This is a genomic window from Endobacter medicaginis (assembly GCF_014192375.1).
GTDB lineage: Bacteria > Pseudomonadota > Alphaproteobacteria > Acetobacterales > Acetobacteraceae > Endobacter > Endobacter medicaginis.
The window spans coordinates 350,617-371,336 of sequence record NZ_JACHXV010000002.1 but is presented as its reverse complement, the minus strand read 5'-3'; the positions used below and the strand labels follow the sequence as shown (position 1 = coordinate 371,336).

The window sequence follows — 20,720 nt, the reverse complement described above, 5'->3', positions numbered from 1 at the left end:
ATCCTGCTCTTTTCGCTGCCCGCAGGCGGTGCTGTAGTGCCGGCACCGTTTCGGGAGCGTCCAGATCATGCAGCACAAGATCATCGGCACCACCATGCCCGTTCTGGTGATCGGGCTCGATGCGTATGAAAAACTGGTCTCCGAGACCGGCGAGCTGGCGTGGAAGACGCCCAATGTGCTGCTGCACACCACCACCAATGCAGCCGGATCGTCCGGCCTGTTCGGCGCTCTGGGGCGCGCGCTCGCCGGTGGCGGGCTGTTCATGACCGAATATACCGCCGAGGGCGGGCCCGGTTCGGTGGCCTTCGCGGCCAAGGTGCCGGGCACGATCGACAGCCACGAGGTGGGCGGCGGACGCTCCTATCTCATCCACCGGCACGGGTTTCTGTGTGCGGAGGCGGGGGTTAGCCTGGCGGTGGGGTTCCAGCGCTCGCTCGGCGCGGGGATCTTCGGTGGCGACGGGTTCCGGCTCCAGCATGTCTCCGGGCAGGGGCGGTTCTGGGTCGAGCTCGGCGGCGAAGTGGTGGTGCACGATCTTGCACCGGGCGAGGTGATCGACGTGCATCCCGGCCATGTCGGCATGTTTGAATCGAGCGTGAATTTCGACATCACCATGTTGCCCGGCATCCGCAACAAGCTGTTCGGCGGGGACGGCTTCTTTCTCGCCCGTCTGACCGGCCCGGGCCGGATCTGGCTGCAGACGATGACCATGCCCAACCTCGCCCACGCGATCGCGCCCTATCTGGTCGGCGAGGTGCGCGAGGGCGGGGCGGAGGATGCCGCGATCGGTGGCTTGGCAGGTGCGCTGTTCCGCTCGCTGCGCTAAGCCGCGCGGATGAGCCATTACGACCTGATCATCGCCGGCGGCACCGTGGTGCTGCCCTGGGGCATCGTGCAGACCGATCTCGGTATCGTCGACGGGCGCATCGCGTCGCTGTCGGTGGGTGCGGCCGACGCGGCGCACGAACGGTTCGATGCACGGCACCTGCACGTGCTGCCCGGGCTGATCGACCCGCATGTGCATCTGCGCGACCCCGGCGATGCGTCGGTCGAGAGCATCCCGACGGGCACCCGCGCCGCGCTGCTCGGCGGCATCACCACCGTGTTCGACATGCCCAACACGAAGCCGGCGATCACCGATGCGGCGACGCTGGACTGGAAGCGCGACTACGCGCCGCGCGAGAGCCACACCGATTTCGGCATCTATGTCGGTGCGACCCGGGCCAACACGCCCGATCTGGCCGAGTACGAGCAGGGCAGGGGGGTGTGTGCGATCAAGCTGTTCGCCGGCTCCTCGACCGGCGATCTGATGATCGAGGACGACGCCGGCATCGAGGCGGTGATGCGCGCAGGCGCTCGCCGGATCGCGTTCCACAGCGAGGATGAATACCGCCTCCAGGAACGTCGCAAGCTGTTTTCCGTCGGCGATGCGTTCGACAACCATCGTATCTGGCGAGACGAGGAATGTGCCTTTCTCGGCACGCGCCGGATCATGGCGCTGGCACGAAAGACCGGGCGGCCGGCGCATATCCTGCATGTCTCGACCGCCGAAGAGCTCGATTACCTCAAGGATTTTCGCGACATCGCCACCTGTGAGGTGCTGGTCAACCACCTGACCCAGATCGCACCCGAATGCTACGAGACGCTGGGCGCGCTGGCGGTGATGAATCCGCCGATCCGCGACCGCCGCCATTACGAGGCAAGCTGGGCGGCGATCAATGACGGCACCGTCGACACGATCGGTTCCGACCATGCGCCGCACCCGCTCTCGGCGAAGGCGAAGCCCTGGCCGGAGACCCCGGCCGGCCTGACCGGGGTGCAGACGCTGGTTCCGGTGATGCTCGATCACGTCAATGCCGGGCGCACCAGTCTTGGGCGCATGGTGGATCTGATGGCGGCCGGTCCGGCGCGGGTCTATGGGCTGCAGGGCAAGGGCCGCATCGCCGCGGGCTATGATGCCGACTTCACCATCGTCGATCTCGGCGCCCGTCGTCGCATTACCAATGACTGGATCGTCACCCCCGCCGGCTGGACGCCGTTCGACGGCATGGAGGTTGCCGGCTGGCCGGTGGCGGCGGTCCTGCGTGGACGGGTGGCGATGTGCGACGACATGATCGTCGGGCCACCGTGCGGACGCCTCGCACGCTTCGCAGGCGAGCGCATCGGAGACTGAGGCCCGCACGCCAGTCGCGTAGCGCCGGCGCCGGACGGCGGCTTGCGAGCGGAACATCACAGATACGTGATATCAAAAAGGCAGGTCGAACGGTCCTGTCAGCGGGAAAATGCCCGCTTGCAAAGTTTCCTTGCTCAGAAACGATCCCATCGAGGTGATCGGCTCATGATCTACGGCGACGTCGGAACGATCCGGTTCAGGAACATCTATTTCGGAACATTGTTGAAATGAACTCATACGTTTGCCACATGGCAGGGATGTGGCAGGCGCGCAACGCATGCGCACGGATTGGCGTCCGCGGCTCAAAGGCTCATTGCTGTTTGATGAATCGAAGTTTAACCCCGACTCACTGAATGCGTAGGGCCAACGAAACGACAGCGTTTCCTTGCCGATCCGCTCCTGTGAAGGGTAGGCCGTGTTGACTGATCCGATTTCCTTGCGCCGGGCTCTGCTGCTGTCCACAGCCGCTGCCGCCGGATGTCTCGTCCTTCTCGCCGGGTCCGAAGCCCGCGCCGCCGTTGCGTGTGCACCCGGCAAGGTTCATGACCGTCATGGTCATTGCGTGATTCCCAAGCGCGCGCGCGTTTCGGCGCCGGCAGCGATTCCCGTCGTTTCCGCGCCGACGGCAGCGCCCTCGGTGCCGGTTGAGCGCGCCGATGCGGCGCCACGACCGGCGAACGCGTCCGAAAGCATCGTTGTTACCGGCTCGCTCTTTCGTGATCCGAACACCAGGTCCGCCTCCCCGGTTACACGCTTGACGGCGCAGGAATTGCAGCGTCGTGGCGTGAAATCCGTCTCTGATGCTCTGCAGCAACTGTCTTCGAATGGTGCAGGTACACTGACGAACTCGTGGTCTGCGGGCGGTGGTTTTGCGGCCGGTTCGTCGGCTCCATCACTTCGCGGGCTGAGCACGGACTCGACCCTGGTGCTGATGGATGGGCAGCGGCTGTCGTACTATCCGCTGGCGGATGACGGCGAACGGAACTTCGTCGACATCAACTGGATCCCGATGTCGATCATGCAGACGGTCGACGTGCTGGAGGATGGCGGCTCCGCCACATATGGCGCCGACGCGGTGGCGGGGGTGGTCAACCTGATCACCCGCAAGCAGATCCAGGGGTGGGAAGCGAATGCCGAAGGCGGTGTCGCTCAGAACGGCAAGTCCGGCCATCAGAAGCTCTCGCTGACCTACGGGCATGGCGATCTCAGCCGCGATGGCTACAACTTCTATATCAACGGAGAGTATCAGCAGGACGACCCGTATTATTATCGTCAGGCCGGTGCGCCGTACAATACCGGGGACGAAACCGCCCTCGGCGGCAGTAACGGCAATTACAACAACGGCCTCAACTCCTCCGGCGCGATCCAGCGCTTCGGCGCGACGACCGTGCCGATCGTGCGTCCGAGTGATGGCGGGACGGGCGGTGTCGGAGCATGGCAGTTGCTCAATCCGTCGGCCGGGTGCAGCGGGCCCGGCGTCGGCTCTCTGGTGACGGGCATCGCGTCTGCCGGCGACAACGGTCGGAGCCAAGCGTGCGAGCGCAATGCCCAGCAATACGCCCAGATCTCACCGTCGCTGCGTCGCATCGATGCGACGGCGCATTTCACCGCCAATGTCACCGACAAATCGCAGCTGGTCGCGATGTTCACCTATGGCCAGGTGCAGTCGGTCGTCACCGGAACGACGCCGAGTGCCGTGCGTGTGCAGAGCCAGGATCGTTCGATCAATACACTCACCACCCCGCTGCCGGTGTATTTGCCGAACGGTCAGCTCAATCCGAACAACCCATTTGCCGCCCAGGGCGAACCGGCGGAGATCAACTACCTGTTCGGTGACCTGATCCCCACCACCACCGAACTCAGCCAGAATTATCGCGGGTCACTGGACTACAACGGCTATGTGCCGTCCAGCTGGGGTGGCGACTGGGATTACGACGCGAACTTTGTCGGCATGAACAGCACGCTTGACCAGACGATCACCGGCGTGCCCACGATTGCCGGCATCGAGAATGCGATCACCAGCGGTTCGTACAATTTCGTCGACCCGTCGAAGAATTCGCAGGCGGTGCTCGATTCGATCGCGCCCAAGAATCACATCCACGCTCGATCGGAAGAATATTCGCTTCAGGGCACGTTGAGCAAAGGCCTGTTCCATCTTCCCGGAGGAATGGTCAAGCTCGCGATCGGTGGCAACTTCCGCTACGAGGCTCTCAACGACCCAAGCGCGAATACCTACGATCTGGGTGATCCCAACCAATACACGGGCCTGATCAACCCGGTGAGCGCGTTCGGGCATCGATGGGTGGAGTCGGGCTTCTTCGAGGTCAATGCGCCGATCATCAAGATGCTCGATGCGGACGTCTCCGGCCGTTACGACCATTACTCCGAGGGCTTCAGCCATTTCTCGCCGAAGGTCGGAGTGACGTTCAAGCCGACAGAAAAACTGTGGCTGCGCGGGACCTTTTCGAAAGGATTCCGGGTGCCGAGCTTCGCCGAGACCGGCGGCACGACGGTCGGTTACACGACCTACACGCCGTCCGATCCGGATTTCATTGCGGCCCATTCGGTGGGCGGTGCCCCCACGGCCTATGCGCAGAGCTACTCGCTGGGGCAGCGGACGATCGGCAATCCGAACCTGAAGCCCGAGACCTCGACCAGTTTTTCGGGCGGTCCGGTGTTTCAACCGACCAAGTGGCTGAGCCTGACGGCTGATTACTACTACATTCGCAAGAACCACTACATCACACCAAACCCGATCAACGTGTTCGGTGTGGCGGATGCGTGGATCGCCAACAACAATGCCTATCCGTCGACCGGCCTGCCGGTCTCCGTGCGACCCGACATTCCGGATACGGCCGTTGCGGCGGGTGCGCCGCTCCGCCCTGCGGAGATCGATGTGGGTTATGTCAATGCCAACAAGGAGACCACCGACGGCTTCGACCTGGCGCTGCAGGCACATAGCCGCCTGCCCGGCTTGCTTCATGACGTGATGTGGGTGAGCCAGGGCCGGGCGACTTATGTCCACAGCCTCAACCTGACATTGCCGAACGGTGGTGGAACCGAACATTTCGCGGGAACGATTGGTCCTTATGGCGCGGTGTCGGCGTCCGGGACGCCGCACTGGAAGGCGAACTGGTCGAATACGCTCACCTACAAGAAGCTTTCGGTCACTCCGACCGTTTATTACACCAGCGGATACCGCACGACGGCCGAGGACCAGACCGGCCCCGACAGCCGATATGACTGCGCCAATCAGCTGACGGGGTCGTTCTCGCCGTCGCAGTGCCATGTGAAGGCCTGGTGGGACGTCGATTTGACGGTGAGCTACGACATCACGCCCAAACTCACGGCCTACGTGAACGTCTACAACCTGCTCGGCTTCCGCTCGCCGTATGATTTCGCGACCTATGGCGGCTATCTCTACAACCCGGCCTGGTCGCAGAACGGGGTCGTGCAGCGCAACTTCCAATTCGGCGTGCACGCCACGTTCTGACAGGGGCATCCAACAGTTCGACGACGTGGGCGGGGCCTTCGGGCCCCGCCCTTTTTTGTTCACGATCGCGTCATAGTCATGCGCAGAATGCATACCTGGGGTGTTGCTTGATGGCAACGGTGACGGGCTTCCGTTGGAAAAATGACAAAACAGTCATTGCTGATACGTGTCGAAAATAATACGGAACGACCCACGACTGAATGTCACGGTATGTGAGCGTCTGTTACGCGGCCGCCGTGATGACTACGGGGAGCTTCCGGTTTGACCACTTCTTCCTCCTTGCGTGACCGCCTTCTGTTGACGACAGCGGTCGCGGCCGGTTGTCTGACCTTCTTCGCCACCACCGTCGACGCCGCGACCTGCGCGCCCGGCAAGGTGCATGACAAGCACGGCCACTGCGTCGTGCCGGCGCATGCCAAGAAGAAGGCTGCGACTTCGAAATCCGTTCCCTACACGGCCACGTCGACCGGCGCGGTCGCCCCGGCTGCTGTCAGCGAGCCCGCCTATACCGGTGCGCCGACCCGCTCGACCCGCACTGTGGCGGGCGGCACCGAGGACGTGGTCGTCACCGGCTCGATCCTGCGCAATCCGAACCTGACCTCCGCGTCCCCGATCACCCGGCTGACGGCGAAGGAACTGCAGCGCCGCGGCATCGTGACCGTCGCGGCTGCATTGCAGCAGCTTTCGGCCAACAACGCCGGCAACCTTCCGGCCTCGTTCTCGGCCAACGGCGCCTTCGCCAACGGCGCGTCCGCGCCGTCGCTCCGTGGCCTGACGGTCGATTCGACGCTGGTGCTGATCGACGGTCAGCGCTCGGCCTATTACCCGCTGGCCGATGACGGCGAGCGCAACTTTGTCGACATCAACAGCATCCCGATGTCGACGGTGCAGACGATTGACGTCGAGAAGGACGGCGCGTCCGCGACCTACGGCGCGGATGCGGTGGCCGGCGTGGTCAACATCATCATGCGCAAGGAGATCAAGGGTTTCGAAGGTGGCGCCGAAGGTGGCGTCAGCCAGCGCGGCGATTCCGGCCACCAGCGCCTGTATGCGACCTATGGCATCGGCGACCTGAATCGCGATGGCTACAATTTCTACATCAACGGCGAGTATCAGCAGGACGATATGCTGTATAACCGCCAGCGCGGCTATCCGTACAACAGTTCCGACCTCACCGGCATCGGTGGCAGCGACGGCAGCTACGGCGCAACCGCCGTGGGTGCGACGACGACCGCTGTGGTGCGTCCGGCGACCGTCACCTCGGCTGGCGTGCTGCCGGGGCTTGCCGGCACATTCAGCAACAAGGGCAACTATCAGCCGATCAGCTCGACGCTGGGTTGCGACGGTCTCGCCCCGGTCGCAACCTCGACAGGCACGATCTGCAAGCAGAATTATGTCTCGGATTTCCGGGTGATTACCCCCGACGACCGTCGCATCAGCGGCTATGCGCATTTCACTGGTAATCTGAGCCAGTATGTGCAGTTCACGTCGAACTTCCTGTATTCGCAGAACGACGTCTATTACACAGGAACACCGCAGAGCATCCGCACCGCGAGCGCCAACAGCAATATCAGCACGGCCAATATCTACCTGCCGGTTCGTCTGACGAACGGCCAGCTGAATCCGAACAATCCGTTTGCCTCGCAGGGCTATGTGGCGCGCATCTATTACCGTTTCGGTGATATCCCGCGCTCGACGGAGGATTTCAGCCAGGTCTATCGCGGCAGCGCGGCGGTCAATGGCTATTACCCGTCGAACTGGGGTGGTGACTGGAAATACGGCCTCTCCTTCATAGGCATGTCCTCGGACCTGACGCGCACCGAGAAGGGCGTGCTGAGCTATCAGGGCATCCTCGACGCCGTCGCCGATGGCAGCTACAACTTCGTCGATCCATCGCAGAACTCGGCCGCCGAGCGTGCCAAGCTGGGTCACGTCCTCGTGCAGAACAGCAACTCGCAGCTCTATGCGACTGACATGACGATCAGCAAGGGCCTGTTCCGGTTGCCAGGCGGCATGGCCGATCTCGGCATCGGCGGTCAGTTCCGCTCGGAATCCCTCGACGATCCGTCGATGAACCCGATTATTCCGGGTGGGGCGGCGGCGGCGGCGCAGCAGTACCTGACCATCAACGGCTTCAGCGCGGAGGGCTCGCGCCGTACCTCGGCCGGATATTTCGAGGTCGGCCTGCCGATCATCAAGCAGCTCAATGTCGACGTCGCCGGCCGTTACGACCATTACTCGGAGGGTTTCGGCCACTTCTCGCCGAAGGTCGGTGTGGTGATCAAGCCGATCAAGGAGTTCTCGCTGCGCGGGACGTTCTCGAAGGGCTTCCGTGCGCCCAGCTTCGCCGAGACCAACTCGACGTCGATCGGCTACATCACCTACACGCCGACCGATCCGACCTTCCTCGCCCAGCACCACAACAACCAGTACACACAGGCCTACAGCCTCGGACTGAACACCGTCGGCAATCCGGATCTGAAGCCGGAACTGGCGACGAACTTCACAGGCGGTTTCGTGTTCCAGCCGAAGTCTTGGCTGAGCTTCACGACCGACTACTACCATATCAAGAAGAGCCACTACATCACGCTCGCCGACTACAGCGGCCCGATCGCCGAGTGGTTCGCCAGCAAGGGCACGCTGCCGAGCAACGTCGTCGCCGACGTCCCCGATCCGGATTATCCGAACGCGTTCTCGCGCCCCGGTGTGGTCAATGTGGGCTACATCAATGCTGCGAAGATGGTCACCTCCGGTCTCGACATGCAGCTTCAGGCGACGATCCCGCTGCCGACGAAGTATCTGCGTGATGTGACCTGGGTCAGCACCGGCGAGGCGACCTACGTCTTCAACTACAACGTCACCTACCCGGGCATCGGAACGCAGCGCTATGCGGGGACGCTGGGTCCGGCCAACATCACCTCTGCATCCGGCACGCCGCGTTGGCGTGCGAACTGGTCGAACACGTTCGGCTACAAGAAGGCGGCTCTGACGGTCACGACCTATTACACATCGGGCTACAAGACGACCGCCGAGGACATCACCGGTCCGGGCACTGCCGACGATTGCAGCCAGGCACAGACCGGTTTCGCCGGCGACCCTGCAAACTGCCATGTCGGTCACTTCTGGGACGTCGATCTGACGCTGTCCTACCAGCTCACGAAGAACGTCCAGCTCTACGCCAACATGTATAACGTCGGCGACACCAAGCCGCCGCTCGATACCGGCACCTACGGTGGCTACCAGTACAATCCCGCCTGGGCGTCTTCCGGCATCATCGGGCGGATGTTCCACTTCGGCGCGACTGCGAAGTTCTGATCCCGAGCGCTCGTTGCGCGATCATCGACCCCCGCCGGGCAACCGGCGGGGGTTCGTTGTTCTCCGGCAGGCTCTCAGGCCTTCACCAGCATGGCGATGTAATTGACCTGCGTGTTGCGGCTGGCGCGCCAGGAGCCGCGGCCGCTCGGCGTGGTGGGCACCATGCCGGCGAGGTCGGTCATCCGCAGGCCGGCCGCATGCGCCATCCGGGCGAGTTCGGTGGGGGTGATGAAGCTGCGCCAGCGATGGGTGCCGACCGGCAGCAGTCGGGCGACATATTCGGCGCCGATCTTGGCGATGGCCAGCGAGGCCAGGGTGCGGTTGAGCGTCGAGATGAAGGCGCGGCCGCCCGGCTCCAGCAGGGCCGCGATCATGGCCAGGAAGGCGGCCGGGTCGGCGACATGCTCGATCACCTCCAGCGAGGCCACGGCATCGAAGCGCGCGCCCTCGTCGAGCAGCGTCTCGGCGCTGGTGGCGCGGTAGGTCACGGCCACGCCCTCCGCCACCGCATGCGTGCGCGCCGCCTCGATCGCGGCCGGGGCGGCGTCGATGCCCGTGACCTCGAACCCCGCCCTCGCGAGCGCTTCGCTCGCCAGGCCCGCGCCGCAACCGAGGTCGAGTACGCGCAGGCGGTGCGCGTCGGGGGCGGGCGGCAGCCGCGCGGTGATCCAGCCGATGCGCAGCGGGTTCATCGCATGCAGGGCGGCCATCGGCCCGTCCGTGCCCCACCATTGCTCCGCCAGCGCGTCGAAGCGGCTGATCTCGTCCTCGCGCACCGAGGACGCTCGCGTCGTTTTGGGGCTCTGTATCGTTTCAACCATGTTGCCGCATTCCCTTGTCGCCTGTATGTGACGCCGCTGCCCGTGCCGAGGCAAATCGCCCGCGCATGATGGCGCAGCGCAGGACCGAGGGATCGAGTTGGCCCGCATCGTGATGAAATTCGGCGGCACGTCGATGGCCGATCTCGACCGTATCCGCGCCGCCGCGCGCCGGATCGCCGCCCAGGTCGCGGCTGGCGACCAGGTCGCGGTGGTGGTCTCGGCGATGGCCGGGGTGACCAATCAGCTCGTCGGCTGGTGCGATGCGCTGATGGAGCTGCACGACCCGCGCGAATACGATTCCGTGGTTGCCACCGGCGAGCAGGTGACGTCGGGGCTGCTGGCGATCGCGCTGCAGGCGATCGGCATCGAAAGCCGCTCGTTTCATGGTTGGCAGATCCCGCTGCACACCGACGGCGCGCATGGCCGCGCACGGATCGGCCGCATCGAGCCCGATGCGCTGCTCGCTTCGATGGAGCAGGGGGTGGTGCCGGTGGTGGCCGGCTTCCAGGGGTTGGGCCCCGAGGGGCGGATCACCACGCTGGGCCGCGGCGGGTCCGACACCTCGGCGGTCGCCCTCGCCGCCGCGCTAAAGGCGGATCGGTGCGATATCTATACGGACGTGGACGGTGTCTACACCACCGATCCGCGGATCGTTGCGAAGGCGCGCAAGCTCGATAAGATCACCTATGAGGAGATGCTCGAGCTCGCTTCGGTGGGGGCGAAGGTGTTGCAGACGCGCAGCGTCGAGCTGGCGATGAAGGAACGCGTGCGGGTACAGGTGCTGTCCAGCTTCACGGATGGCCCCGCCCCGCGGGAGGGTGCGCTTCCCGGCACGCTGGTGGTGGATGAGGACGAGATCGTGGAAAAGGAAATTGTCGCCGGCATCGCCTACTCGCGCGATGAGGCGCGACTGACGGTGCGGCGCGTGCCGGACCGGCCGGGCATCGCGGCGTCGGTGTTCGGGCCGCTGGCGGAAGCCAACGTCAATGTCGACATGATCGTGCAGTCTACCGGTGCGGACGGCAGCACCGACATGACCTTCACCGTCGGCAAGTCCGACCTCGCCCGCGCGCAGGTGCTGCTGGGCGAGATGCGCGAGACCATCCGTTACGAGGAGCTGCTCTGCGACCCCGATGTCGCCAAGATCAGCATCGTGGGTGTCGGCATGCGCAGCCATGCCGGCGTCGCATCCACGATGTTCCGCACCCTGTCGGAGCGGCAGATCAACATCCAGGTGATCTCCACCTCCGAGATCAAGGTCAGCGTGCTGATCGCCAACGACTATACCGAGCTCGCGGTGCGTGCGCTGCACAGCGCCTATGACCTCGATGTCTGACACCGCACAGGCCCAGGTCGCGGCGGCGGCGCGCCTCGAGCGGCTCTGGGCGCGCGGACGCGCGCTGCTGGGCACCCGCTACGCCATTCTCGGCGGGGCGATGAGCTGGGTCAGCGAGCGCCACCTGGTCTCGGCGATCTCCAATGCCGGCGGCTTCGGGGTGATCGCCTGCGGGGCGATGACGCCGGACCTGCTGGAGCGCGAGATCGCCGCCACCCAGGCGCTGACCACGCAGCCCTTCGGCGTCAACCTCATCACCATGCACCCCCAGCTCGATGCGCTGGTCGATGTGTGCCTTGCCGCCGGCGTGGGTCACATCGTCTTCGCGGGCGGGCTGCCGCCGGGCGCGGCGATGCGCCGGGCCAAGGATGGCGGGGCCAAGGTGATCGCGTTCGCCCCCGCGCTGGTGCTGGCCAAGCGCCTGGTGCGCACCGGGGTGGACGGGCTGGTGATCGAGGGCTCCGAGGCGGGCGGGCATATCGGGCCGGTGTCGCTGACCGTGCTGGCGCAGGAGATCCTGCCGCATATCAGCGAGGTTCCGGTGTTCGTCGCCGGCGGTCTGGGGCGCGGCGATGCGGTGGCCGGCATGCTGGAGATGGGCGCCTCGGGCGCGCAGCTCGGCACGCTGTTCGCGGCGGCGAGCGAGAGCATCGCGCACGAGAATTTCAAGCGCGCCTTCCTGCGCGCCTCCGCCCGCGATGCGCTGCCGTCGGTGCAGCTTGACGAGCGCTTCCCGGTGATCCCGGTGCGCGGGCTGGTGAATGCCGGCACCAGGCGGTTCCTCGCCCATCAGGCCGAGACCCTGCAGCGCTTCCAGTCGGGCGAACTGACGCGCGACGCGGCCCAGCTCGAGATCGAGCAGTTCTGGGCCGGGGCACTGCGCCGGGCGGTGATCGACGGCGATGTCGAGAACGGCTCGGTGATGGCCGGGCAGTCGGTCGGCATGGTATCGGACGTGTTGCCGGTGGCGACCATCGTCTCCACACTGGTCGAGCAGGCCATCGCCGCCCTGGCCCGGCGCGGCGAGGGGGCGGGGACGGATCAGCGGTCGGAGCACAGCGCGGCATGAAGACCGAGACCGTCCGGATGGCGTCGGGGGCTGCCGGAGGTCAGGCATCGGGCGCCGGTGCCACGGCGGCGGGGCGTGTCGGCGACGAGCTGCGCGCACGCCGCGAGGCGCTGGGCTGGGATCTCGGCGAGATCGCCTCCGCCCTGCGCATCCGTCTTCCCTATCTGGAAGCGATCGAGCGCGGCGACCTCAAATCGGTGCCGGGCAATGCCTATGCGCTGGGCTTCCTGCGCAGCTACGCCAATATTCTCGGCCTCGATCCGGAACCGCTCTGTCGCCGCTTCCGCAGCGAATCGCGCGACGTCAACCGCAAGCCGGAGCTCGCTTTCCCCGCCCCGATGCCCGAACGCGGCGTGCCGGCAGGTGCTGCGGTGCTGGTCGGCCTGGTGGTGATCGGGCTGGTCTATGCCGGCTGGTATCATCTCAGCAGCCATGTCACGGTGCCCGCACAGAGCGTGCCGCCGCTGCCCGCGCCGGCAGTGACGGCAGGCGGCGCCCCGACGCCGCCGACCGCCCAGCAGCCCAGCCCGGCGGTGGCTTCCGTGCTGCCGGACGGGCAGGCGGCGCGTCCGCCGAGCGTATTGCCGCCGGCGCCGGCGGAGACGTCCGTGCCCGCTCCGCTGCCTGCCGCGCTGGCCCCCGCCGCCGTGCCGCAGACGGTGCAGACCGCCCCCCAGCCGACGCCGCAACCTGTTCCGCAGCCCGCCCCGCCCCCGTCGGTCACGACGCAGGCGACCCCGCAGACGCCGGCCGTTGCGCCGGGCGAGGTGGCGCTGGTGGCGAAGGCCGCGAGCTGGGTTCAGGTGCGCCGGGATGGCCATGTGCTCTATGACCACACCATGCAGCCCGGTGATCGCTGGGTGCTGCCGCCGGGGGCCGGGCAGGCGGTGATGACGGTGGGCAATGCCGGTGGGCTGGCGATCGCCACCGGCGGCGTCGAGGCGCCGGTGCTCGGCCGCGACGGGGCGGTGCTGCGCAACGTCAAGCTCGGTGGCGAAGGCATGGCGGTTTCGCCGCAGGCGGTGTTCCCGCCCGCCTCCTCCGCCGCACCGCCCGCACCCGCCGCGACCGCGCCGCCGTCGCCGGGTGTCGCCGGACTGCCGGCCGATTTCAGCGGCAGCGGGACGAAGGCGACACATCCGCGTCGTCCGAAGCCGGTCGCAGTGCCGTCGCACGAGCCGAGTGCGGACGATCTCAACAACATCCAGCTCCAGCAGCATCGTGCCGCCTCGCCGCCGGCCGGTCAGCCCTAGGTTTTTTGCGACGCGACCCCATCTGTCGCGTGCGGGGTGACCGCGGGCGGCGTTGTGGGGCATAATCGACCGTGTCGGCCGCGTGCGCGCCGACCCGTCCGGAGACAGACGCCTCATGATGTACCGCCCGTATCAGCAGATCACCCGCCGCAAGTCGCGACAGATCCATGTCGGACGGGTGCCGGTCGGTGGCGATGCGCCGATCACGGTGCAGACGATGACCAACACGCTGACCTCGGATGCGGAGGCGACGATCGCCCAGATCCGCCGCGCCGAACTGGCCGGGGTGGACATCGTGCGCGTCTCCTGTCCCGACGAGGAAAGCACCGCGGCACTCGCCGAGATCGTGCGCGAGGTGAACGTGCCGATCGTCGCCGACATCCATTTCCACTATCGGCGCGCCATCGAGGCGGCCCAGGCGGGCGCGGCCTGCCTACGCATCAATCCGGGCAATATCGGCAATGCCAGCCGGGTGCGCGAAGTGGTCAATGCCGCGAAGGACCATGGCTGCTCGATCCGCATCGGGGTAAATGCCGGCTCGCTGGAGCGCCATCTGCTGGAGAAATACGGCGAACCCAACCCCGACGCCCTGGTCGAGAGCGCGCTCGAGCATGCCAAGATCCTGCAGGACCACGATTTCCACGAGTTCAAGATCTCGGTGAAGGCGTCCGACGTGTTCCTCGCGGTCGCCGCCTACAACCAGCTTGCCGAGGTGTGTGACCACCCGCTGCATATCGGCATCACCGAAGCCGGCGGCCAGCGCGCCGGCACGGTGAAGTCTTCCATCGGGCTCGGCTCGCTGCTCTGGGCCGGGGTGGGCGACACCATGCGCGTGTCGCTCTCCGCCGAGCCGGAGGAGGAAGTCCGGGTGGGCTGGGACATCCTCAAATCGCTCGGCCTGCGCAATCGCGGCGTCAAGATCATCTCCTGCCCGTCCTGTGCGCGTCAGGGCTTCAACGTCATCAAGACCGTGCAGACGCTGGAAGAGCGCCTGGCGCATATCGAGACGCCGCTGACGCTGTCGATCATCGGCTGCGTGGTCAACGGGCCGGGCGAGGCGCTGATGACCGATCTCGGCGTGACCGGCGGCGGCTCCGGACGGCACATGGTCTACTCGGCCGGCAAGCAGGACCACACCACCGCCGATGGCGACATGGTCGAGCACGTGATCGAGCTGGTCGAGCAGAAGGTGGCCGAGATCCAGGCCGCCGAGGCCGCGCAGACCGCCGCGGAGGCGGCAGCCGCGTCGCGCATTCCCGAGCATATCGGGTAAGGCTTTCTTCTTCAAAACGTTCGGTCAGGTCTGGTTGTTCGAGAGATGAGTGATACACCGCAGCCGGTTCGCGGCACGCGCGACCTGATCGGCGCGGAGCAGCGCGGCTTCGCCCATGTGGTCGATACCGCACGTCGTGTCGCCTCCACCTACGGGTTCGACGAGTGGATGACACCGATCTTCGAGGAGACGCGGGTGTTCGCGCGCTCGCTCGGCGAGACGTCGGACGTGGTGGCGAAGGAGATGTATACCTTCGCCGATCGCGGCGGGGACAGCCTCACGCTGCGCCCCGAGGGGACGGCGGCGATCTGCCGGGCGCTGGTCACCAACGGTCTGACCCAGTCGCTCCCGCAGCGCGTGTTCTATGCCGGGCCGATGTTCCGCTACGAGCGGCCGCAGAAGGGGCGCTACCGGCAGTTTCACCAGATCGGCGCCGAGCTGATCGGGCCGCCGGAGCCGCTCGCCGATGCCGAGGCGATCGCGCTGGCCCGCGACATCCTCGCGGCCCTGGGCATCGCGGGCGAGACCACGCTGGAGCTCAACACCCTTGGCGACGCGGAAAGCCGCGCCGCCTGGCGCACCGCACTGGTCGGCTATTTCAATGATTTCCGCGACCGCCTGTCCGAAGACAGCCGTCTCCGGCTGGAGCGCAATCCGCTGCGCATCCTCGACAGCAAGGCCCCCGAGGATCGCGCTCTTCTCGCGGATGCGCCGCTGATCGGCGCGTCCCTGTCCGATGCGGCGCAGGCGTTCTGGGATGGGTTGCGGCGGGGCCTCGACCGCTTCGGCGTGCAGTACGTCCACAACCCGCGCATCGTGCGCGGTCTGGACTACTACGTGAACACCGCGTTCGAATTCACCACCGACCGGCTCGGCGCCCAGGGCACGGTGCTGGCCGGCGGACGCTATGACGGGCTGGTGGCCCAGATGGGCGGCCCGGCCGTGCCGGCGATTGGCTGGGCGGGCGGGATCGAGCGCCTGGCGATGCTGGCCGGCGAGCCGCCGGCGATCGCGGCCACCGTCAGCGTGATCCCCGTCGGTGAGGCGGCCGAGGCGGCGGCGATCGGCGTGCTGCAGGCTCTGCGCGGCGCCGGCCTGCGGGCCGAGATGGGGTATCGCGGCAATCTCAAGCGGCGCATGGAGCGCGCCAACCGTATCGAGGCGACGCATGCGGTGATCATCGGCGAGGACGAGCTCGAACGCGGCGTCGCCCGGGTGCGTGACCTGCGGGGTGGCGAGCAGCAGGATCTCGCGCTGAATTCGGTGGCTGCCCATCTCGCTGCCCGATGAGCGCGTCGCTCGACGAGCGTCTGGACCGCATCGTCGGGCGGTTCGCCGAGCTTGAGGCGATGCTCGGCTCGGGGGAACTTGCCGGCGAGGCATTCGCTGCCGCCTCGCGTGAATATGCGGAGCTCGAGCCGCTGGTCGGGCGGATCGGTGCGCTGCGCGATGCGGAGGCGGAAGAGCGCGGGCTCGAATCGATGCTGTCGGATCCCGAGCTGCGCGAGCTGGCGATCGGCGAACTCGACGCGCTGCGTGGCCGCCTGCCGGGCCTGCGTCATGAAATCCGGATTGCCATGCTGCCACGCGATGCGGCCGACGAGCGCAGCGCGATCGTGGAGATCCGGCCCGCGGCGGGCGGCGACGAGGCGGCCCTGTTCGCGCGCGAGCTGTTCGACGCCTATCGGCGCTATGCCGATCTGCGCGGCTGGCGCTTCGAGTTGCTCGAGGCGAGCGAATCCGAGCTCGGTGGCTTGCGCGAAGGGGTGGCGGAGATTTCCGGCAAGGGGGTGTTCGCCCGACTGAAATACGAATCCGGCGTGCACCGGGTTCAGCGCGTTCCGGTGACCGAAGGCCAGGGGCGGATCCACACGTCGACGATCACGGTGGCGGTGCTGCCGGAGGCCGAGGAGGTGGACGTCGAGATCAACGAGGCCGACCTGCGCATCGACACCTATCGTGCGTCGGGTGCGGGCGGCCAGCACGTCAACAAGACCGACTCGGCCGTGCGCATTACCCACATCCCTACTGGTACCGTGGTGGCGATGCAGGAGGAGCGCAGCCAGCACAAGAATCGTGCCAAGGCGATGAAAATCCTGCGTTCGCGGCTGTACGAGGCGCAGCGCAGTGCGAGCGCCGATGCGCGCGCGGCCGACCGGCGCTCGCAGGTCGGCACCGGTGACCGCTCCGAACGCATTCGCACCTACAACTTCCCGCAGGGCCGTGTTTCGGATCATCGCATCAACCTGACCCTCTACAAGATCGATCGGGTGATGGCGGGCGAGTTTGACGAGTTCGTCGACGCGCTCACCCAGGAGGAGCAGGCCGCCCTGCTCGCCGCGGCGGGCGTCTGATGCCGGGTGCCCCGGGGATGACGCCGGGCAACGCCTGACATCCCGTTACGGTACGGTTGTGCAGCGCTCGCGCTGCCGATGGCGTCGCCGGCGACGACTGGCTGTGCCGGTCCACTCAGGTCCCTCGCAAAGCGCATCCCGGGCGTGTCCCCGCCCCCGACGGGCCTCACAGCCGGATACTGAAAGAGGCTCTGTGCTGGCAGACGGCCTGAGGGCGGCCGTATCCATCTGACATTGTCTCGAATTTATCACGATATCGAGAGAATTTGGAATTGACGAAATTTTGATACGTATCTAAAGCGGAACGTAACGCATACGTAAGGCACCCCCCCCCTTGGCAATTCGTCACTGAGTGTTACTCGCCCCGCCCCGTGGTTGTGGACGGTGCACGGGTCGGGTGTGTCCGGACAATGCGCGACGTCGCACCCTTCGGCCGGGTGCGGCGGCCGAAATCCTGAGCCGCTGGAGATCGAACGTGCGTCGTCGCGAGTTCCTTGCAGCCGGAACCGGGCTGTCGGCCCTCTCCGTGTTCCCGAACCTGTCGAAAATCGCCTCCGCGGCGTCGATGCCGCTCACGACGACCGCCACGGTCTCGGTGCCGACATTGCCGCAGAAAGTCAGCATCATCGATGCAGTGACCCGGCGTGCGGCCATCGCATCGATGCAGCTCCAGTATGTCTGGACCGACCAGTTCCCGACGCTGCCCGGCGTGCCGCTTTCGGCGCTGCTGCCTACCCAGGAACTGCCGACCATCGAATGGCTGATCGGCGCGATCTCCGTCGGCATCACCATCGTTGCGAACCTGCTGGGCGCGGTCGCCACGGTGGGAGGGCAGGCGGTCGGCGCGCAGCTCTCCAGCATCAACAGCCAGCTCGCCTCCGCGCGCACCACGCTGGCAGCGAGCCAGTCCCTGTTCGTTCAGGCTCAGACCGGCAGCGACGCGACGGTGAACGCGCTGCTGGCCGGTCAGCTCCAGACGAGTCTGCAGGCACTGTTCACGCAACTCGGCACGATGGGCGAGAGCGCGCTGACGGTGCTGACGACTGCGCTGTCGTCGACATCGACGACTGCAACACGAACGCCTGCGAGTTACGATGCGCTGTTCACCGCAATCTCGCGCCCCGAGATTGCCGGCTATCTCCATGACGACGCGATGTTCGCCTATCTGCGTGTCGGTGGACCCAACCCGATGCTGCTGACGTCGATCAGTGCCATTCCGACGAAGTTCCCGATCACCAATGCGCAGTACCAGGCCGCGCTCAACACGACCGACACCTTGTCGGCGGCACTTGCCGGCAAGCGTCTGTTCATTCTCGACTATGTCGAGCTCGGTGCGATGGCGCCGGCCGGTGGCACCAGCAAGACCCTGACCGGGACAGGCTATGTCGCCGCGCCGATCGCGCTGTTCGCGCTGCTGCCGGGTGCCGCGACGCTGTCGGCGGTGGCGATCCAGTGTGGCCAGAACCCGGCGACGAATCCGATCATCTGTCGCACCGCCGCGTCCAGCAGCCAGGCCTACTGGGCCTGGCAGATGGCGAAGACCGTCGTCAACACGGCAGATTTCAACTATCATGAGATGTTCGTCCATCTCGGCCGCACGCATCTCGTCTCCGAGGCATTCTGCGTCGCGACGCACCGGCAGCTCGCGCCGAACCATCCGCTGAGCGTGCTGCTGCTGCCGCATTACGAGGGCGATATCTTCATCAACGAGCTGGCGGCGGCGATCATCATGTCGCCCGATACGTTCGGCGATCTCATTCTCGGGGGTCCGATTGCCGCAGCCCAGCAGGCCGCGGCCCGCGACCGACTGGCCTTCGATTTCTACAATCAGATGCCGCCGGTGGATTTCGCCAACCGCGGCGTCGCCAGCAGCAGCGTGCTGCCCGAATACCCATATCGCGACGATGCGCTGCTGATCTGGCAGGCGCTGCTCGACTGGGCGACGAATTATATCGGCGTGTACTACAAGTCTGACGCCGACGTGGTCGGAGATGGCGAGCTTTCGGCCTGGGTGACGGAGATTGCCTCCAGCGGCAAGATCCTCGGCTTCAGGCCGATCACCTCGCGCAGCCAGCTTGCACAGGTCGTCGCGATGATCATGTTCACGGCATCCGCCCAGCACGCGGCGGTGAATTTTCCGCAAAGCCAGTTCATGGTCTACCAGCCGGTCTATTCGGGCGTGATGAACGCGCCGCCGCCATCGGGCCTGTCGGCAAGCCAGCAGAACTGGAACGCGCTGCTGCCCAACATGGTGGCCGCCATCGCGCAGATGCATTTCCTGTATCTGCTTGGCTCGGTGCATTACCGCTCGCTCGGCAATTACCAGAGCGCCAACTTCGCGTATCTGTCGACCCTCACCGATCCGGCGATCACCGCAACGGGCGGACCGCTGTCGCAATATCGGGCGGCGCTGACGGCGATCGAGGCGAAGATCAACGCAGCCAACACCACCCGCAGCTATCCCTACCCGTATCTGCTGCCGAGCCGGATTCCGACCAGCACCAATATCTGAGATTGAAAAACATGCCCTTGAAGACAAGAGGATCGCGGATCTCTGGTGTGCTTGCCGCGACCTTGTGGATCGGCGCGAGCGTCACCGCCCAGGCCGCTCCCAGCGGCAGTCTGCTGGTGCCGGAGGTGGACAGCAACACGGTGGCCGTGATCGACGGTGCGACCAACCGGGTCGTCAACCGCTTCACGGTGCCGCTGCCGGCGTCGCGCCCGGCGGTCATGGCGAGGACGCCCGACGGCAGCAAGGTCTATATCGACAATTTCGGCCTGCTGCCGGCCAGCGTCACGGTGCTCGACCTCAAGCACAACACGCAGCGCACGATCGCGGTGGCCTCGGTGCCGCTGGGCGCGTTCATGTCGAACGACGGCAAGGAGGTCTATCTCCCGGAGGCGGGATTCACCGTCGAGGTGATGAATGTCGCCACCGACACGGTGGTGCGCAGCCTCAGGTTTGCCGCCGTGCCGGTGGGTGCCATCCCGGGCCCGGATGGCGCCCTCTATGTCGGTTTTGCCGATGGCCGGATCGGCGCCTACGATCCCGTGACGGGCCAGCAGATCAGGGCGCCGATCGCCACCGGGGGCGTCGCGCCGTTCTGGTACACCTTCACCAAGGATGGCAAAAAGCTCTATGTGGACACGGTCAATTCGATCGGTGTGATCGATGTCGCGAACTGGAGGCTGACATCGATCATTCCCACCAGTCTCAACGGCGTCTACACGCCCGCGGAGCCGGGCGCCTTCACCTCGATCCTCTCCCCTGACGGCACCAAGCTCTATGTGAGCGTCTTCGGCGGCAGCGGCGTACGGATCTACGATGTCGTCACCGACAGGCTCCGCGGCGTCATTCCCACCGCCGGTTCCGCGGTCGCGGTCATTTTCAGCGATGATGGCACACGCGGCTACATTTCCGATCTCGGCGCATCCACCGCCGCCTTCGTCACACCGCTCGGCGAGGGCATCTCGTTCCTCAATCTCGTCACGCTGGGCTGGCTCGGCAATGGCCAGATCATCGCCTTCGATCCCGCCACCGACCGGATCGTCGGTGCCCCGGTCGTGGTCCGTCCCGGACCCGGTATCGGTGCGTGGATCCCGGCGGCGCCATAGGCCCTTCCCGGTCTTCAA

Annotated in this window: 13 protein-coding genes; 12 read left to right on the top strand and 1 reads right to left on the bottom strand. The window is 66.1% G+C overall.

Going from position 1 to position 20,720, the window contains the following annotated elements; genetic code table 11:
* Positions 1–67: 67 nt before the first annotated feature.
* The 4 genes from FHR90_RS03780 to FHR90_RS03765 all read left to right on the top strand — a co-directional run bounded on the left by FHR90_RS03780 (position 68) and on the right by FHR90_RS03765 (position 8,981).
* Positions 68–826 carry an AIM24 family protein gene (locus tag FHR90_RS03780; RefSeq protein ID WP_176622550.1) on the top strand — a complete coding sequence of 253 codons (759 nt, stop codon included), beginning with the start codon at positions 68–70 and terminating at the stop codon, positions 824–826.
* Between the two features lie 9 nt (positions 827–835).
* A complete protein-coding gene (locus FHR90_RS03775) occupies positions 836–2,173 on the top strand; it encodes a dihydroorotase (protein WP_176622552.1) in 1,338 nt (445 codons plus the stop codon).
* A gap of 418 nt (positions 2,174–2,591) precedes the next feature.
* Positions 2,592–5,666, top strand: coding sequence for a TonB-dependent receptor plug domain-containing protein (locus FHR90_RS03770; RefSeq protein WP_246330003.1), 3,075 nt, complete (start codon positions 2,592–2,594; stop codon positions 5,664–5,666).
* Positions 5,667–5,963: 297 nt separating this feature from the next.
* Positions 5,964–8,981 carry a TonB-dependent receptor domain-containing protein gene (locus FHR90_RS03765; protein ID WP_176622554.1) on the top strand — a complete coding sequence of 1,006 codons (3,018 nt, stop codon included), beginning with the start codon at positions 5,964–5,966 and terminating at the stop codon, positions 8,979–8,981.
* 74 nt (positions 8,982–9,055) lie between these two features.
* On the opposite strand, the gene ubiG is transcribed toward FHR90_RS03765, so the two are convergent.
* On the bottom strand, positions 9,056–9,802 hold the full coding sequence (gene ubiG / locus FHR90_RS03760; protein WP_183274774.1) for a bifunctional 2-polyprenyl-6-hydroxyphenol methylase/3-demethylubiquinol 3-O-methyltransferase UbiG: 747 nt from the start codon (positions 9,800–9,802) through the stop codon (positions 9,056–9,058).
* Between the two features lie 97 nt (positions 9,803–9,899).
* Here ubiG and FHR90_RS03755 point away from each other — a divergent pair, with 97 nt between their 5' ends.
* The 8 genes from FHR90_RS03755 to FHR90_RS03720 all read left to right on the top strand — a co-directional run bounded on the left by FHR90_RS03755 (position 9,900) and on the right by FHR90_RS03720 (position 20,702).
* Positions 9,900–11,138 carry an aspartate kinase gene (locus FHR90_RS03755; protein WP_394367856.1) on the top strand — a complete coding sequence of 413 codons (1,239 nt, stop codon included), beginning with the start codon at positions 9,900–9,902 and terminating at the stop codon, positions 11,136–11,138.
* On the top strand, positions 11,122–12,207 hold the full coding sequence (locus FHR90_RS03750; protein ID WP_408871422.1) for an NAD(P)H-dependent flavin oxidoreductase: 1,086 nt from the start codon (positions 11,122–11,124) through the stop codon (positions 12,205–12,207). Before FHR90_RS03755 ends, FHR90_RS03750 begins: the two co-directional genes overlap by 17 nt.
* Positions 12,204–13,460 (top strand): helix-turn-helix domain-containing protein, encoded by a 1,257-nt coding sequence (locus FHR90_RS03745; protein ID WP_183274772.1) that lies wholly within the window; start codon positions 12,204–12,206, stop codon positions 13,458–13,460. Before FHR90_RS03750 ends, FHR90_RS03745 begins: the two co-directional genes overlap by 4 nt.
* A gap of 115 nt (positions 13,461–13,575) precedes the next feature.
* Positions 13,576–14,733, top strand: a complete 1,158-nt coding sequence (ispG, locus tag FHR90_RS03740; protein WP_176625923.1) for a flavodoxin-dependent (E)-4-hydroxy-3-methylbut-2-enyl-diphosphate synthase — start codon at positions 13,576–13,578, stop codon at positions 14,731–14,733.
* A gap of 45 nt (positions 14,734–14,778) precedes the next feature.
* Positions 14,779–16,023 carry a histidine--tRNA ligase gene (gene hisS, locus FHR90_RS03735; protein ID WP_183274771.1) on the top strand — a complete coding sequence of 415 codons (1,245 nt, stop codon included), beginning with the start codon at positions 14,779–14,781 and terminating at the stop codon, positions 16,021–16,023.
* The gene (gene prfA / locus FHR90_RS03730; RefSeq protein ID WP_176623935.1) at positions 16,020–17,087 is read left to right on the top strand and encodes a peptide chain release factor 1; all 1,068 of its coding nucleotides are present in this window, start codon (positions 16,020–16,022) and stop codon (positions 17,085–17,087) included. Before hisS ends, prfA begins: the two co-directional genes overlap by 4 nt.
* A 475-nt stretch (positions 17,088–17,562) precedes the next feature.
* Positions 17,563–19,599: a lipoxygenase family protein gene (locus FHR90_RS17715; RefSeq protein WP_176623937.1), complete on the top strand. Its 2,037-nt coding sequence runs from the start codon at positions 17,563–17,565 to the stop codon at positions 19,597–19,599.
* Positions 19,600–19,646: 47 nt separating this feature from the next.
* Complete coding sequence (locus FHR90_RS03720) at positions 19,647–20,702, top strand: YncE family protein (protein WP_218062036.1); 1,056 nt, start codon at positions 19,647–19,649, stop codon at positions 20,700–20,702.
* Positions 20,703–20,720: the final 18 nt, after the last annotated feature.